At 51.5% G+C, this 15,022-nt stretch carries 15 protein-coding genes; 10 read left to right on the top strand and 5 right to left on the bottom strand.

All coding sequences use genetic code 11. The features are described from left to right. Positions 1-102: 102 nt before the first annotated feature. The 10 genes from C3F13_10330 to C3F13_10375 all read left to right on the top strand — a co-directional run bounded on the left by C3F13_10330 (position 103) and on the right by C3F13_10375 (position 9,069). A complete protein-coding gene (locus C3F13_10330; protein PWB53101.1) occupies positions 103-843 on the top strand; it encodes a beta-ketoacyl-ACP reductase in 741 nt (246 codons plus the stop codon). Between the two features lie 22 nt (positions 844-865). After that, positions 866-1,225: a hypothetical protein gene (locus C3F13_10335; protein PWB53009.1), complete on the top strand. Its 360-nt coding sequence runs from the start codon at positions 866-868 to the stop codon at positions 1,223-1,225. Positions 1,226-1,229: 4 nt separating this feature from the next. Then, positions 1,230-1,670: a transcription antitermination factor NusB gene (nusB, locus tag C3F13_10340; protein PWB53010.1), complete on the top strand. Its 441-nt coding sequence runs from the start codon at positions 1,230-1,232 to the stop codon at positions 1,668-1,670. Positions 1,671-1,675: 5 nt separating this feature from the next. Continuing rightward, positions 1,676-2,086: a hypothetical protein gene (locus tag C3F13_10345; GenBank protein ID PWB53011.1), complete on the top strand. Its 411-nt coding sequence runs from the start codon at positions 1,676-1,678 to the stop codon at positions 2,084-2,086. A gap of 3 nt (positions 2,087-2,089) precedes the next feature. Then, positions 2,090-3,001 (top strand): twin-arginine translocase subunit TatC, encoded by a 912-nt coding sequence (tatC, locus tag C3F13_10350; GenBank protein ID PWB53012.1) that lies wholly within the window; start codon positions 2,090-2,092, stop codon positions 2,999-3,001. A gap of 67 nt (positions 3,002-3,068) precedes the next feature. Then, the gene (locus C3F13_10355) at positions 3,069-4,220 is read left to right on the top strand and encodes an acetyl-CoA acetyltransferase (protein PWB53013.1); all 1,152 of its coding nucleotides are present in this window, start codon (positions 3,069-3,071) and stop codon (positions 4,218-4,220) included. Between the two features lie 13 nt (positions 4,221-4,233). Next, positions 4,234-5,400, top strand: coding sequence for an acetyl-CoA acetyltransferase (locus tag C3F13_10360; GenBank protein PWB53014.1), 1,167 nt, complete (start codon positions 4,234-4,236; stop codon positions 5,398-5,400). A gap of 10 nt (positions 5,401-5,410) precedes the next feature. Further along, positions 5,411-5,926 (top strand): DNA-binding protein, encoded by a 516-nt coding sequence (locus C3F13_10365; GenBank protein PWB53015.1) that lies wholly within the window; start codon positions 5,411-5,413, stop codon positions 5,924-5,926. After that, positions 5,923-6,390 carry a nucleic acid-binding protein gene (locus C3F13_10370; GenBank protein ID PWB53016.1) on the top strand — a complete coding sequence of 156 codons (468 nt, stop codon included), beginning with the start codon at positions 5,923-5,925 and terminating at the stop codon, positions 6,388-6,390. Before C3F13_10365 ends, C3F13_10370 begins: the two co-directional genes overlap by 4 nt. Positions 6,391-6,576: 186 nt before the next feature. Continuing rightward, positions 6,577-9,069: a hypothetical protein gene (locus C3F13_10375; protein PWB53017.1), complete on the top strand. Its 2,493-nt coding sequence runs from the start codon at positions 6,577-6,579 to the stop codon at positions 9,067-9,069. Positions 9,070-9,180: 111 nt separating this feature from the next. Here the strand turns inward: C3F13_10375 and C3F13_10380 are convergent, their stop codons facing one another. The 5 genes from C3F13_10380 to C3F13_10400 are packed head-to-tail and all read right to left on the bottom strand — an operon-like array spanning position 9,181 to position 15,016. Continuing rightward, entirely contained in the window at positions 9,181-10,227 is a 1,047-nt protein-coding gene (locus C3F13_10380) for a 2-oxoglutarate ferredoxin oxidoreductase subunit beta (GenBank protein PWB53018.1), read from the bottom strand. 6 nt (positions 10,228-10,233) lie between these two features. Further along, on the bottom strand, positions 10,234-12,066 hold the full coding sequence (locus C3F13_10385) for a 2-oxoacid:acceptor oxidoreductase subunit alpha (GenBank protein PWB53019.1): 1,833 nt from the start codon (positions 12,064-12,066) through the stop codon (positions 10,234-10,236). A gap of 25 nt (positions 12,067-12,091) precedes the next feature. Further along, complete coding sequence (locus C3F13_10390; protein ID PWB53020.1) at positions 12,092-13,267, bottom strand: amidohydrolase; 1,176 nt, start codon at positions 13,265-13,267, stop codon at positions 12,092-12,094. Positions 13,268-13,311: 44 nt separating this feature from the next. After that, the gene (locus C3F13_10395; GenBank protein PWB53021.1) at positions 13,312-14,226 is read right to left on the bottom strand and encodes a hypothetical protein; all 915 of its coding nucleotides are present in this window, start codon (positions 14,224-14,226) and stop codon (positions 13,312-13,314) included. Next, entirely contained in the window at positions 14,030-15,016 is a 987-nt protein-coding gene (locus C3F13_10400; protein PWB53022.1) for a hypothetical protein, read from the bottom strand. The genes C3F13_10395 and C3F13_10400 overlap by 197 nt, the downstream gene beginning before the upstream one ends. Positions 15,017-15,022: the final 6 nt, after the last annotated feature.

The raw sequence follows: 15,022 nt of genomic DNA on the forward strand, positions 1-15,022 counted from the left end.
TCCTCCCTGGCATTCCCGTTTTCCTCTTAGTGTATAATAACATGGCTTGGATTTCTCCAATATTTTGAGGAGTATGACATGGTAAAGGTAGATTTTTGTTCCATGGAAGGACGCGTGGCGATTATCACCGGAGGCGCCCGTGGGATTGGACGGGCAATTGCCGAAAAACTAGCCAGCCGCGGGGCCAATCTAGTCATTGCTGATATGCTGATTGACCTGGCAGAGCAAGCCGCGGAAGAAATTTCTCAGTCTGGCAATACCAAAGCAATCTCGGCTAAGGTGGACGTCACCGATGGAAAATCAGCCAATGAGCTAGTTGACTCAACGATCAGGCAATTCGGTAAAGTTGATATATTGGTGAACAACGCCGGCATCACCCGCGACACCTTGATTTTGCGCATGGACGAAGCCGATTGGGATGCCGTCTTGAATGTTAATCTCAAAGGTGTCTTCAATTGCTCCAAGGCAGTCGTCCGCTCCATGATGAAGCAGCGCTACGGTCGGATCGTTAACATCTCCTCAGTCTCGGGGCAGGCAGGGCAGGTTGGTCAAACCAACTATTCTGCCTCCAAGGCTGGCGTGATCGGATTCACCAAGGCTTTGGCACGCGAGGTGGCTTCCAGGCAGATCACGGTTAATGCCGTGGCCCCGGGTTTTATACCGACAGCGCTCACCAACGACCTGTCTGAAGATCTCAAGAAAATGATCTTGACCGCAACACCGATCGGCCGAATGGGGACACCCGAGGAAGTAGCAGCAGCGGTAACATTCCTGGCATCTGAAGAAGCAGCCTACATCACTGGTCAGGTCCTGGCAGTTGATGGCGGCATGGCGATGATGTAAATTGATCGACAGGAGCAGTGCAATGACAAATGAAGAACTTTCCCAAGGAAAGACAACGATAGCTCCAGATGTATTGCTGACTATTGCTCAATTAGCCACATTAAACGTAGATGGAGTAAGTCGCCTGAGCCACGTCCAGATACCGGTCAACCAGCTGCTCAAGCGTACACAAAAACGTGAAGGCGTGTTGATTGAGGTTGTAGATGATGTTGTTTATGTCGATATTTACGTCATTCTGAACAGTGATGTGAATGTACGAGATGTCAGCCATAATATTCAACGTGAGGTTGCCAGGGCGATCTCTGAAATGGTGGGCATGGTGGTAGGAAGTGTGAACATACATATTGAAGATATCGACTATCCAGTGGAGGTTGAGGCATAATCAAATGAAACCTCGTACCAGGGCACGAAGTATTGCCCTGCAGGCACTTTACGAAATTGATGTCACCGGACACCCACCGGGTATTGTTATAGAAGAAAGATTAGTAGATACACCCCTCGAAAATAATCTGGGTGAATTTGCTCGTAATATTGTTTTTGGAATCCAACCCCTCATTCATGAGCTGGATGAAATCATCGCTAAACATGCACCTGAATGGCCTCTCGACCAGGTTGCGATTATCGATCGAAATATCATGCGGATTGCCTTGTGGGAAATTGCAGTGAGCAACCAAACACCTCTTAAAGTGGCGATCAACGAAGCTGTTGAGCTGGGGAAAATCTATGGATCAGAAAGCACACCACGTTTTGTAAACGGTGTGCTGGGTAGCCTTGCGTTGCACTATAACGATATTGTCCAGCATTTTAAGAAGTTAAATCAGGCATAATCGGGATGGAATTATTTGGTATTGGACCTCTCGAGTTATTTTTTATCTTGGTCATTGCACTGATTGTGCTTGGACCTAAAGACATGGCCAAAGCAGGCAGAACTTTGGGCCGATTCATGCGTAAGATCGTGACGTCTCAGGAATGGCGCACGGTGCAAAAAGCCTCTCGTGAGTTTAAGAACCTGCCCAATCGATTGATGCGCGAAGCCAGCCTGGAAGACCTTTCCAAGGATATGGGTGAGATCAACAAAATTGGTGGGCAATTGAATACCGAAATCAAACAGGTGCAAAGCGATTTTTCATCTTGGACAACTCCGCCACAACAGGCGAACGGTGAAGAAATGGTGCAGGAACCGCCTTCGCCTGCTCCTGAAGAAATCACCACAGATTCAAAGACGACCGATCTCCAAGTTTAAGCCATGCGAAAGCTCTTGCGTTCTCTATGGAAATTCATCACCGCACCATTTCGGTTCATCGCCTGGGTGATTAATCAGATATCTTCCAGGATAAGCACTAGCACAAAGAAAATCCGAGCCTACTTCAAGGAAGAAGAGTCCGATGATGCTCCGCTTGGAGAAACGCTGTCGACTACGATTGAGAATCCGGCGGCGTTACTGCCTCACCTAAATGCATTGCGTAAACACCTGCTTCGAGCAGTTCTGGCGGTTGTAATCACAACCGCGCTCTCATTTATCTTCGTCCAACCAATTTTAGGCTTTCTCGCTGCTCCAATGGAGGGTGGCATTGAAGAGCTGGTTGCCATCGATGTAACCGAGAATATCGGTACAGTCATGCGTGTCACCCTGCTGAGCGGCTTCACACTGGCTTTACCCTATATCATTTTTGAGCTGTGGTTGTTCGTTGCCCCAGCCTTATCCGTCAAATCAAGAGTGAAAGGACTGATCGCCATCCCAGCAGCAATTGTCCTTTTCGTGGGCGGTATGTCATTTGCGTTTTTTGTAATGCTACCTACCGCATTACCCTTCCTGTTTAACTTCATGGGATTAACCACCCAGCCTCGACCATCTTCGTACTATAATTTTGTTACAACGATCATGTTTTGGATCGGGGTGACCTTCGAGTTTCCGTTGGCGATCTATTTGCTGGCGAGCCTGGGTTTTATTAAGGCGAAAACCCTGGTAACACAATGGAGGTTGGCAATCGTCATTATTGCAGTGCTGGCAGCAGCGATTACCCCTACAGTAGACCCAGTCAATATGGGGTTGGTGATGGCCCCCATGATCGTCCTCTATTTCTTCAGCATCTTTTTAGCCCATTTAGCTCAGCGGAACCGTGAAACCAAGCAAAAGGAGGCACTGGAAAACATATAACCAGGCGAAGCATTTGATCAATAACACATCTGAATAATCAATACCGGACCAATTCAAGGAGGTATCCATGCATGAACGTGTAGCCATTGTGGGAGTAGGCTGTACAGGTTACCGACCTACCACACCCGAACAGTCGTATAAGGAAATGATTTATGAAGCGGCCATGCGTGCCTATAATGATGCTGGAGTGGACCCTCGGCGCGATGTTGACAGTTTTGTCACCGTCGCAGAGGATTTTCACGAAGGAACCAGTATCTTTGACGAATACACTCCTGATCAAATCGGGGGCGCACTCAAGTCAGTGCATACCATCACGGGGGACGGCTTACATGGCATTGCCACAGCGTACATGCTGATCCGCACAGGACAATTTGATATCGTAGCCGTAGAAGGGCACAGCAAGGCTTCCAACATTAAAACACTATCTCAAATTACTGCCTATGCGCAAGACCCTATTTTAAATCGTCCTTTAAAACTCAACAGCCATTTCATTGCCGGCCTTGAGATGAACCGCTACCTATTCGAGACCGATACTGCTCTGGAAGCTTGCGCAGCAGTTGTGGTCAAGAACAAGCTCAACGCCCTGAAGAACCCCCTGGCACCCTATGGGGCTAGCCTGACCCTGAATGATGTGCTCGGTGGACCCGTGCTTTCATGGCCGCTGGGGATTCATGAAGCAGCAGAGCACGCCGATGGAGCCATCGTGATGGTGCTTGCTTCCGAAGAAAAAGCGGAAGCACTGTCGGAAAAACCGATCTGGATCCTGGGAGCTGGTTGGAACAACGACTCGCCCTCCCTGGAATACCGCGAGTGGGGCCGGGCATCGTATATCGAAGGTGCAGCTGCGATGGCATACCGCCAGGCTGGCATCAACAATCCGCTTGAAGCCATTGATATCGCCGAGGTGGATGACATCTACGCGTATAAAGAGCTGCAAGCCCTGGAAGCATTGGGTTTCTGCAGTGACGGTGAAGCAGGGACAATGACCCTCGAAGGGTACACCAGCCCAGAGAGTGGCTTACCGGTTAATGTATCGGGAGGTAGCCTGGGCATGGGCAATCTTCTGGAGGCTACCGGCCTGGCACGCGCTCTTGAAGTCGTTCTCCAATTGCGTGGGGAAGCCGGTTCACACCAGGTTGAAGACGTAAACGTTGGGCTGGCACAATCGTGGCGTGGCGTGCCGACCACCAGCGGCGCAGTCTTGATCCTCACCAACTAGAAAGGATGCTGACATGGGAATGAGAAAAGTAGCCGTTGTTGGTGCTGGTATGACAAAATTTATGCGGCGTGCCCAGGAAACGCCGAAAGAGCTTACCTGGGAAGCCACCCATATGGCGCTCGAGTCGTGTGAGATGACCATGGACGATATCGAAGGAGTGTGCTTCGGCACAGCCCCAGATGCGTTCGACGGAGTTCACCTCAATGGAGAGTACGTCTCTGACGCTGCTGGGGGATGGGGAAAGCCCTACATGCGTTCCTACGTAGGAGGTGGGACGGGTGTGTTTGTGCCCATCCAGGGTTGGTACCATGTTGCTTCCGGCCTGTTTGATGTGGTGATGGTGGTTGCGGAAGAGAAGATGTCTTCCTACTATCCACACGCGCAGGCTGCTTTCTTGACGATTTTCGACCATACCACAGAACGACCGCTGAAGCCTAACCTGCTGTGGATTTTCGCCCTGGAGATGAACCGCTACATGACCACCTACGGTATTTCCAAAGCGGATATCGCCCAGGTAGCGGTTCAGCATAAACGGAATGCTGCTGACCACCCTTGCGCCTTGCTGGGGGATGCAAATATTACCTTGAAGGACATCCTCGACTCGGAGGTGCTGGCCTGGCCAGTTCAGCGCTTCGATGTGAGCCCGGTCTCGGATGGAGCGGTGGCAGTCATCCTGGCTGCAGAGCACATCGCCAAACGAATTACGGATAAGCCGGTGTGGATCGAAGGGGTTGGCTGGCACCTGGATACATCGTATTGGACCAACCGTGACCTGGCCTACCCGCGCTATGTGGAATATGCAGCGCGCATGGCTTACGACATGGCTGGAATCAAAGAGCCACGCAAGGAAATCAATATAGTTGAGCCTTACGACCCATTCGATTATAAAGCCCTGCACCATCTGGAAGGTCTCCAGCTGGCAGACCGGGGCCAGGCAGCCCAGTTATACACCGATGGGATCGCTGCCCGGACGGGCAACATGCCGGTCTGCCCATCGGGCGGGTTATTGGGTGTGGGTAACCCGATTGCAGCCGCAGGACTGATGAAGATTGCCGAGCTATTTTGGCAGCTACGCGGTGAGGCGGGTGCCAGGCAGGTACCCGGATCGCCAAAGCGCGGTCTAGCTCAGGCCTGGGGCGATCTAATGCAAGTCGGCACCGTAGTCATCATGGGTCGATGAGGAGGCAAGCATGACTGCAAAAATCAAGGAATTTCCAGGAATTTCATTAAGTGAACAGGATTTCGAAGACGGGAAGATCCTATACAACTTTGATAAACTAAATGGCATCTTCGCCTGGGATACTGGGGTTGGGATTGGTACATATTTGGCGTCACTCAAGCAAGGCGTGATCCTGGGGAGCCATTGCCCAAGCTGCCGAAAAATTGTGGTGCCGCCCCGAACCATCTGCGAATGGTGCTACCGGCCCATGGATGAGTACATACCTCTTAAAGACACAGGCACGGTGAATACTTTCTCCCTATGCCACATCACCTGGGACATGAAACGTATCAAGGACCCGGAGATCCCAGCGGTGATCGAAATCGATGGGGCATCACCATTGCACGGGATCATGCATATGCTGGGTGAAGTGGACCCCCAGGAAGTAAAGATCGGCATGCGTGTCAAGGCCGTCTGGAAGCCTCCCCGGGATAGGGTTGGCTCGATCAACGATATCCTGTACTTCAAGCCCATCAAGGAGGGATGAATATGACTCTCTTACACCGAGGTCCAAATGCGCCTGCGGCATGGAATGGTGAGCTGCCGGTGGTCAACCGTTATACCTACGGCCTGGCTGGCGAGAAGTTCTTCCGTGCTATAAAGGAAGAGGGTAGCATCCTGGGTACCTACTGCCCAAACTGCGATATCACCTATGTACCCGGAACGATCTATTGTGAACGCTGCCTGGGTAAATTAGATGAGTGGGTGGATGTAGGCACGATTGGAGATGTAGTAACCTTTACCTTGTTGAATATTAGCCTGGATGGGACACCACTGGATAAGCCAGAGATCATCGCGTTCATCCGCCTGGGAGATGGAGGGCTGATCCACCGCCTGGTCGGGATCGATCCAGAACAAGTTGAGATCGGATTGATGGTCGAAGCAGTGTTCAAACCAAAGTCGAAACGAACCGGCTCAATCGAGGACATTCGCTTTTTCAAGCCGGCATAAATCCGGTTTACGAAACCAACAAAAACTCCTGCGAAAACTTGAGGCAAGCCGGATTGCCCTGGAGGTATCCCGCAGGAGTTTTTTAATTTCATCCTGGAAGAATGTCACTCAAATGATAAAATTCAAGAGATCTTCACTCCTGCGAATGATCAACCAGGCTTAAGCGTTAATTCTATAGACACATCCATGCCTAAATCCATCACAAAAACACTCTGGAATTTTTTCGGGCTTGTTCTGGTATTCAGCCTGCTAGCAGGATGCAATTTTCCAGGGCTGAGTAGCATCACCTCAGACGAATCTCAGACCTCAAATGGTTCAGAAATCCAGCCATCCGAGGTAACATTCACTGCCAGCCTCCCGCAGCCCCTCCAGGCAGGTGATTCTGTCTATCTTAATGTGCTGGATGAGGTGACCGGTCTGTCATTCAATCCGCAAAAATACATCATGCAGGCTGACAGCTCGCTGAGCTATTCTGTCACCTTACCATTGACCGTAGGCAGGGTGATCAAGTACCGCTACAGCCGGGAGGGGGTAACAAGCGTTAACGAACACCTGTATAACGACCGTCCAGTACGCTACAGGCTGTATAACGTACAAGGTCCAGGATCGGTACAGGATGTAATCAGCCGGTGGACTGACACGGAGACCACGGGACCCAGCGGGAGAATCATGGGCAAGGTGCAGGATTTGACCACGGGAAAAGGCATTGGCAACATCCTGGTGACAGCGGGAGGAGAACAGTCCTTCTCCCTGGCAGACGGATCCTTCTTGCTGGAAGGTCTACCACCAGGCACACATACGCTGGTTTTCTATGCGCTCGATGGTGCCTACCAAATCTTCCAACAAGGGGCTGTGGTCGCTGCCGATTCGACCACACCGGTGGTAATCCACTTGAGGCCAACCAAGCTGGTGACGGTAATCTTCACTGTCAGGGTACCTGCGAATACACCACCAGGAGCCAACATCCGCCTGGCGGGGAATCTCACCCAGATGGGAAACACCTTTGCTGACCTTTCAGGCGGAGTGAGCACCTTAGCGTCACGCATGCCGAATCTCGGAAAGCTGGCGGATGGCCGTTATATGCTCACACTTTTTCTACCAAGTGATACGTATATAGAATACAAGTACACACTTGGCGATGGCTTATGGAGCAGCGAAAGGACTACAGGAGGGGAATTCAAGCTGCGCACATTGAATGTACCAGGTTCAGAGCTACAACAGGATGATGTCATTGACACCTGGTTGGCCCCCGGAGGGCGACCTATCCAATTCAATGTTGGAGTGCCTGCCAATACGCCGGAAAGTGAATCGGTCTCAATCCAATTCAATCCGGGCTTCGGCTGGCTTGAGCCACTCACTATGCAGCCGGTAATTGGTACACAAGGGCCTCCTGAGTGGCAATTTACCCTGATGGGTCCTTTCAACAACCAGACTTCTCTTCATTACCGCTATTGTCGCCAGGAGCAATGTGATGCCGCTGACGATTCCTCCACGATGGGACCCAACGCCATTGGCCGGGAGATAAATCCCAAGACGAATCCGGGCATGATTAAAGATAGTGTAACGAGCTGGGCCTGGTTGAGCGATTCCTACCAGCAAGCAGAAGTGCCAGGACTGCAGGTAACGGCCAGGGGAGGAGATTTTGTGGCTGGCCTGGCTTTTCAGCCCATGTTCCATCCTTCCTACAACCCGCTTTTGGGCAGTTCGATCAAGGATACACAAGTGTCAGGCGTAAACTGGCTCGTCTTGCGCCCGACCTGGACATTCACCAACAACACTCCACCCATCCTTGAACCCCTGCCATCCCATGACATGCTGCAGCCTGAGCTGGTTATGGCGATCAACGAAGCACATACAGCTAACCTGCATGTAGCCTTGTTTCCACAGGCGAACTTCCCTGCTGGTTATAACCAGTGGTGGCTGGATTCTGCCCGGGATTATCCCTGGTGGGTATCCTTCTTTGAGAGATATTCAAGCTTTGTACTGCACCATGCCGCAGTGGCAGAGGCAAGTGGAGCATCGGGGCTGATCCTGGGTGGCGACTGGCTCAACCCTGCCATTCCGGGGGGATTGGTACCAGATGGATCATCCAGCAACGTACCGCAGGACATCGAAATCCGTTGGAGAGAACTGGTTCAAAACGTACGGGCAACTTTTACCGGCAAGCTGGCATGGGTAGTCTCTTATCCTGATGGAGTCATAAATCCTCCACCATTCCTGGATGCTTTTGACCAGGTATACATACTTTGGTCAGCCCCTCTGGCGACGCAACCAGGTACACCAATCGAGCAAATGCAAGCCCAGGCAGGCACACTACTTGACGAGCAAATTTTGCCCTTCCAGCAAATCATTGGGAAGCCGGTGATCCTGGCCATCTCGTACCCATCGATCGACCAGGCAGCCACCGGTTGTATCGCACTATCTGATGGTGGTTGCTTGAGCTACGAATTGCTGGCCCAGCCCAACCCTGATATAAGCGCAGTAGGCTTGAATTTACAAGAGCAGGCCAGGGTATACAATGCGATGCTGGGAGCGATCAACGAACGCAGCTGGATCGCAGGTTTTGTGGCAATGGGATATTATCCCCCGGCGCTGTTGCAGGACAAATCCACTTCGATCCACGGAAAACCAGCCAGCGGGGTGCTTTTATACTGGTCGCAAGGCTTCCTGGGGAAATAAAACCCTCATATTCACAAACAATTAAGTGAAAATTTATTTAACTATAAAATGAGACGCCGAATAAGGCGCCTCATTTTTTTGTATAAGTGAACAAAACGGTGTGGAAAGTGGTTAGAACATCAATGCGTTCAGCTTTTCCATCGTCTCTCGTGCAGGGCGAAGGCGCTCTTCCGGTAGGCGGTTGAGCGGCTCAGCCGGCAGGTTGTAAAGCTCAATTAGGGTTGGCTGGGTTTCATCAATATAGATGAGGCCAGTGATCAGGCAGCAGTCTTTGTTTGATTCCTCGAGCACGCGCATGGCTTCCGCACGATTTGTGGGGTCATAATCACGCTCAAGCTTCTTTAATAAGATCGTCGAGCCATCGTGCATGGTCACTTCTTTAAGCTGACCATCTTCATAATCGACCATGATCTCTTCTGCAGGTGGCACATACGATAAGTCATGAAGAGCTACCTCGTGCTCCTTACCCCAGGAGTAAGAATGCACAGCAGTATCCTGGTTATTAAAGGTGACACATGGGCTAATGATATCCAATATGGCGATACCCTTATGGCTGAGTGCAGCCTTGATCAGCTCCTTGACCTGCTTCGGATCGCCGGCGAAGGAGCGGGCTACGAAGGTAGCATGACCTACCAATGCTTCCCAGGCAATGTCCACAGGAAGGTAGGGATTGGTGCCTTGCTTCTTTAGCTCCAGGCCTTCATCAGCTGTGGCGGAGAACTGGCCTTTGGTGAGTCCGTACACGCCGTTGTTCTCAACAATGTAAACCATGGGGACATTCCGGCGGACGATGTGCTTGAATTGGCCCATACCGATGCTGGCAGTGTCGCCGTCACCGCTAACGCCAATACCATGCAGTGAGATATCACCAAACAAGGCACCCGTGGCCAGGGAAGGCATACGCCCGTGCAGCCCGTTGAAACCGAATGACCGGTTCAGGAAATAAAATGGGCTCTTGCTCGAGCAGCCAATTCCACTAAATTTGACTATTTTTTCAGGAACGATATTCATTTCATAACAAGCCGCGATGATCTGGCTTGAAATGGAGTTATGCCCGCAACCCTGGCATAACGAGCTGGGGTTGCCTCGATAATCGTTCTTGGTCAGGCCAACCTGGTTCACCTGGCCACGTGCTAATTGGGTTGTTTGATCTGTCATAGTTTCCTAACTCTCCTTCGTAGTGACCTGGCTTTCCACCCATGCCGCCGTGAGGGGCATGCCGTCCAGGTGAGTAAGAGATATCAACTTCATGCTACAGTCTGGGATCTCCAGCTGCAAGATCTGGTGTAATTGGCCATCGCGATTAAGCTCGATGACGTAGTTACGCTCATGGGAGTGAACGAAATCTTTTACCTCTTGTGCCACTGGTAGTGAACGCATCCGCAGGTGGTCGATTTTCAATCCCCTGTATGTAAGGTTCTCAATGGCTTCGCAGATCGCCTCGGTGGTTGAGCCATAAGAGATGATGCCAATGGAAGCACCTTCAGCGAAAGTTATCTCCGGCTTCGGAAGAATAGCCAGATTGCTCTCCAGCTTGCGACGTAAGCGAAGCATGTTACCCTCCCAAACTTCAGGCTCCTCGCTATAACTGGCGTATTCATCATGCCCTGTGCCACGCGCAAAATATGCTGCACTGGACAGATGGTTGCCGGGCAAGGTGCGGTACGGTATACCGTCACCATCCGTGTCGAGGTAGCGGCCCCATTTTTCGCTCATCTTCTGCAGGTCATCTTCCCACAAGACTTTACCGCGGTCCATGGGTCGGTCGGGGTACACAAATGGCTTCGTCATCCACTGGTTCATACCGAAATCCAGGTCTGAGAGGACCAATACCGGAGTCTGGAGGCGTTCGGCGATATCGAAGGCTTTCCAGCCAAACTCGAAACACTCCGTGACACTGCCTGGGAAGAGCACCACATGGCGAGCATCACCGTGGCCCATGGTATAAGCCAGGCGCAAGTCACCTTGAGATGTGCGGGTTGGTAAACCAGTAGAGGGACCAATGCGCTGGATGTCCCAGATGACCACAGGGACTTCGGCAAAATACGACAATCCGACATACTCGACCATCAGGCTGAGACCAGGGCCTGAAGTGGAGGTCATTGACCGCAAGCCTGACCAACCAGCCCCAATAACCATGCCAATCGCTGCCAGCTCATCCTCGGCTTGGATGACAACGCATGTGTTTTTTCCAGTAACGGGATCCTTACGGAAGACTGGCACATACTCATTGAGCGTTTCAGCTAACGAAGTGGCTGGAGTGATGGGATACCAGGCGGCGAACTGCAGGCCACCATATAGGGCACCCAGGGCAGCAGCTGTGTTCCCATCTGCCATGATGAAACCAGCGGTTTTATCGGCAGATCGTACTGCATAGGGGTCAGTTTTCGTCAGGTTGGATTCAGCCCAATCGTAGGCTTTCCTGACCATGCCCCAGTTCATGTCGATGGGTTTCTGTTTGCCCTTGAAATGGAACTCGAGGGCCTGATAAATCTGGTCCATATTTATGCCTAACACCTGAGCGACAATCCCTACATAAACCATGTTGGCAATGTAATCCCTAATGTTATTGGGCAATTCCGTCTCACGCACCATCTGCTTCACCGGCATGGGATAGGCATGCACATCCTGGCGAGTGATGGGTAAGCGTATACTGTCATCATAGAACAGGACGCCCCCATCAGCCAATCCTTCCACATCACGGGTGAAGGTAGCAGGGTTCATGGCGACCACGATCTCACTCGTCTCACACCGGGCAAGGTAACCTGCTTCATTGATACGGATGGTATACCAGGTGGGTTGTCCCTGGATATTGGATGGGAAGATATTCTTCCCCGAGACTGGCAGCCCCATCTTGAACAAGGCGCGCATGAGGGTCAGATTGGAAGTCTGGCTGCCTGAACCGTTGACCGTGGCGACAGTGATGTTGAAATTATTTACCCACCTGGTGGGCTCGTTTACATCCGATGTGTTAGACGTTTGTGTAGTCAAATTCATGTGTACTCCATCATGTTTAGGAATATCAGTGACCTAAAAATGCCAGTGCAGAAGCCACCATTAACCCAGCTGCCTTGGGCAAAATAGATTCGTCGAAATCGAACCTGGAATTGTGGTGTGGGGCATCCAGGTGGCGGCCAGGGTTGGCAGAGCCAATAAAGAAATAACAACCAGGAATCTCCTGTAGGATGAAGGCCATATCCTCCGCACCCATGGTGGTCGTCTGAAAATCGAGCAAGTCTTTGGGAAGCAATCCCTGGGCAACTTGCTGCACTCGGTTGGTAATCTCAGGATCATTTACAACCGCGGGGGTGATGGATTGTATCTCGATATCCGCCTGGCAGCCCATGGCGAGTGAGACGTTATTCACCACCTCCTGGAAGCGCTTGATCAGCATGTCGCGGACTTCGGTTTCAAAGGTCCGTAAAGTACCCTTCATCTCGATCTCGGCTGGAATGACATTAAAAGCCTCCCCCGCATGGATGGAAGCGACAGTGACTACTGCGGTTTTGAGGGGATTCACATTGCGTGAGATGATGGACTGTAAGGCCGATACCACCTGAGCGGCTGCCACGATCGGATCAACGGTGAGGTGCGGTCCGGCACCATGCCCACCTTTGCCAGTGATCTTCACCGAAAAAGTATCAGCAGCTGCCATGACGGGACCAGGGACAATCCCTACCCATCCAACTGGTTTTTCGTTCCAGACGTGGAGAGAAAGTGCAATATCAGGTTTGGGATCGACAAGGACGCCATCGGCGATCATCTTTTCCGCACCGCCCAGTCCTTCCTCACCGGGTTGGAAAACGAGCTTAACCGTCCCAGAAAACTCGTGGCGGTGTTCATTCAAGAGGCGTGCGACGGTCAAACCAATGGCAACATGGCCATCATGCCCACAAGCGTGCATCACTCCTGGGGTGAGAGAAGCGTACTCTGCACCCGTCTGCTCCTGGATGGGCAGAGCATCCATATCGAAGCGTAATAAAACAACAGGCCCCGCTGCTTTGCCCTCAATGAGGCTGACTACACCGGTTTGTCCGACACCATTATGGACTTCCAAACTAAGGTTCGACAGCTCACGGGCGATAATGCTGGCCGTGCGAACCTCTTTCAAGCCTAGCTCGGGATGTTGGTGAAAATCTCGGCGTAATGTGCGGGTGTATTCAAATAAAGCTTGTGCTTGAGTAAAAGTATGATCCATAATCCCTCTAATTATTTAGATGCAACTACCATAATAATGACTTATCAACCCAATACCAGCCGGCGAAATTTCTCTTCGTAGCGTGGATTTTCCGGCGTGCTGTCGGGAGTACGCCGGTTTCGCAGGCGCTCGGTAAATTTTACCGGGTCACCAATCTGGCTTTTATGTTCATACAATGCCTGCAGCTTGATTTCCCATGTGTCAGTCACATCGAGGGTCACATCAGGCGCCAGCGTGCCACTCACCCACACTTCACGGACGATATGCGGCTCAAGCTTTTCCTCCAGCCACAGTTCAGGGAAATTGAGATGGTCTCGGGCAGCCGGAAAAACCGCATCCAATGCAGCCTGCCCAGCAGCCCGGTGATCTGCGTGATTCAAACCGCCGGTAAGCGTGAAGAGGGTCTGCGGGTCACATGTGACCATAATATCGGGCTTGACCGTGCGAATAACCCTGGTGATCTCTTTGCGAAGTTTTAAATCAGGAACCAGATAGCCATCCGGATAACCCAGGAAACGCACGTCACTAACTCCCAGGACCGCTGCAGCAGCGCGTTGCTCGCCCTGGCGGATGGAACATAGCTCTTGCGCTGTAAGGGTCAGGTCCTTGGTGCCTTTATCTCCGCAGGTAATAACACAGTAACTCACCGTATGTCCTGCCCTGACCCAACGGGCAGTCGTCGCTCCACAGAAGAACTCTGGATCATCCGGATGAGCAAGCACGATCAGGATCTTCTGGTGAGAATCCCAGGCGTCGGGTCCTTTAACGAGGTCGGCCACGCGATTTTTTCCTGGCTTTTCTGGGCTCAGGGCGCTTTGATATTGGGCGGTTATCCTCCGAACAGCCTTCACAAGCCTCTCCAGCTTTATTCTTGAGCGCTTCAAGTTCTTCCAACGGCTGAAGCTCTTCCTGCAGGAACTCGTGGGGTGTGCCTTGTTCAAGCTCAACCAATACAGCACCTTTTAATGGATTGACATCCAAGACTTTTCCATTACCGCGTGGGGTTACTACCAGCTTGCCCCTTTTGGGCAGCAGCCTACGGGCCTCCACGTACTGTTCATACTCATACACCAGGCAACAGCGCAGACGTCCACACATGCCGGTAATCTCGGTTGGGGTGAGCGATATGCCTTGTTCCTTGGCCATCTTGATCGAGATCGGGCTGAATTCAGTGAGAAAAGCAGAACAACAGCGGCAATCCATGCCACAGGCACCCATGCCTCCTAGAGTCTTGGCTACGTCACGCGGCCCGACCAGATGCAGCTCTACGTGTGTCTGGGGGTAGAGGCGTTGCATAGCTTTCTTCAGGGATTTAAGGTCGGATTTCTCTCCTTCATCGCTGGAATAGACAAACAACAGGCGGCTGCTATCCAGGCTGAATTCGGCAGAGACAATTTTTACATCCGACAGATGCAGCTCAACAACTTTAGCTCGGCAAGTTGCCAGTGCTTCGACTTGTAATCGCTCCAGCTCCTGGTGTACCAACAAATCCTGCGGAGTGGCTATGCGCATAATGGACTTTAATCCTGGCGTGGCATTCTGCTCTGGATTCTTCACAAACAGAGCCACCCGCCCAAGCTGAATCCCCCGGCTGGTTTCTACCACCACGTAATCACCCATCTGCACGTCGCGGTAATTACTGGCATCAAAATTGTAGACTTTGCCAATTGGTTGAAATTTCAAACCAACAACGCACGACTCAAGGACCGGATTTTCTACTACTTCTTCTACAAGACTATTATCTTCCAAAATGAA

It is taken from the genome of Anaerolineales bacterium (genome assembly GCA_003105035.1).
In the GTDB taxonomy this organism is placed as follows: Bacteria; Chloroflexota; Anaerolineae; order Anaerolineales; family UBA4823; genus FEB-25.

What these genes read in the sequence shown, in the direction of transcription:
- C3F13_10370 (PWB53016.1), top strand. Translation starts at nt 5,923, where the DNA reads ATGAATATGACTCTCTTACACCGAGGTCCAAATGCGCCTGCGGCATGG.
- nusB (PWB53010.1), top strand. Translation starts at nt 1,230, where the DNA reads ATGAAACCTCGTACCAGGGCACGAAGTATTGCCCTGCAGGCACTTTAC.
- C3F13_10345 (PWB53011.1), top strand. Translation starts at nt 1,676, where the DNA reads ATGGAATTATTTGGTATTGGACCTCTCGAGTTATTTTTTATCTTGGTC.
- C3F13_10380 (PWB53018.1), bottom strand. Translation starts at nt 10,227, where the DNA reads ATGACAGATCAAACAACCCAATTAGCACGTGGCCAGGTGAACCAGGTT.
- tatC (PWB53012.1), top strand. Translation starts at nt 2,090, where the DNA reads ATGCGAAAGCTCTTGCGTTCTCTATGGAAATTCATCACCGCACCATTT.
- C3F13_10365 (PWB53015.1), top strand. Translation starts at nt 5,411, where the DNA reads ATGACTGCAAAAATCAAGGAATTTCCAGGAATTTCATTAAGTGAACAG.
- C3F13_10330 (PWB53101.1), top strand. Translation starts at nt 103, where the DNA reads ATGGAAGGACGCGTGGCGATTATCACCGGAGGCGCCCGTGGGATTGGA.
- C3F13_10390 (PWB53020.1), bottom strand. Translation starts at nt 13,267, where the DNA reads ATGGATCATACTTTTACTCAAGCACAAGCTTTATTTGAATACACCCGC.
- C3F13_10355 (PWB53013.1), top strand. Translation starts at nt 3,069, where the DNA reads ATGCATGAACGTGTAGCCATTGTGGGAGTAGGCTGTACAGGTTACCGA.
- C3F13_10360 (PWB53014.1), top strand. Translation starts at nt 4,234, where the DNA reads ATGGGAATGAGAAAAGTAGCCGTTGTTGGTGCTGGTATGACAAAATTT.
- C3F13_10335 (PWB53009.1), top strand. Translation starts at nt 866, where the DNA reads ATGACAAATGAAGAACTTTCCCAAGGAAAGACAACGATAGCTCCAGAT.
- C3F13_10385 (PWB53019.1), bottom strand. Translation starts at nt 12,066, where the DNA reads ATGAATTTGACTACACAAACGTCTAACACATCGGATGTAAACGAGCCC.
- C3F13_10375 (PWB53017.1), top strand. Translation starts at nt 6,577, where the DNA reads ATGCCTAAATCCATCACAAAAACACTCTGGAATTTTTTCGGGCTTGTT.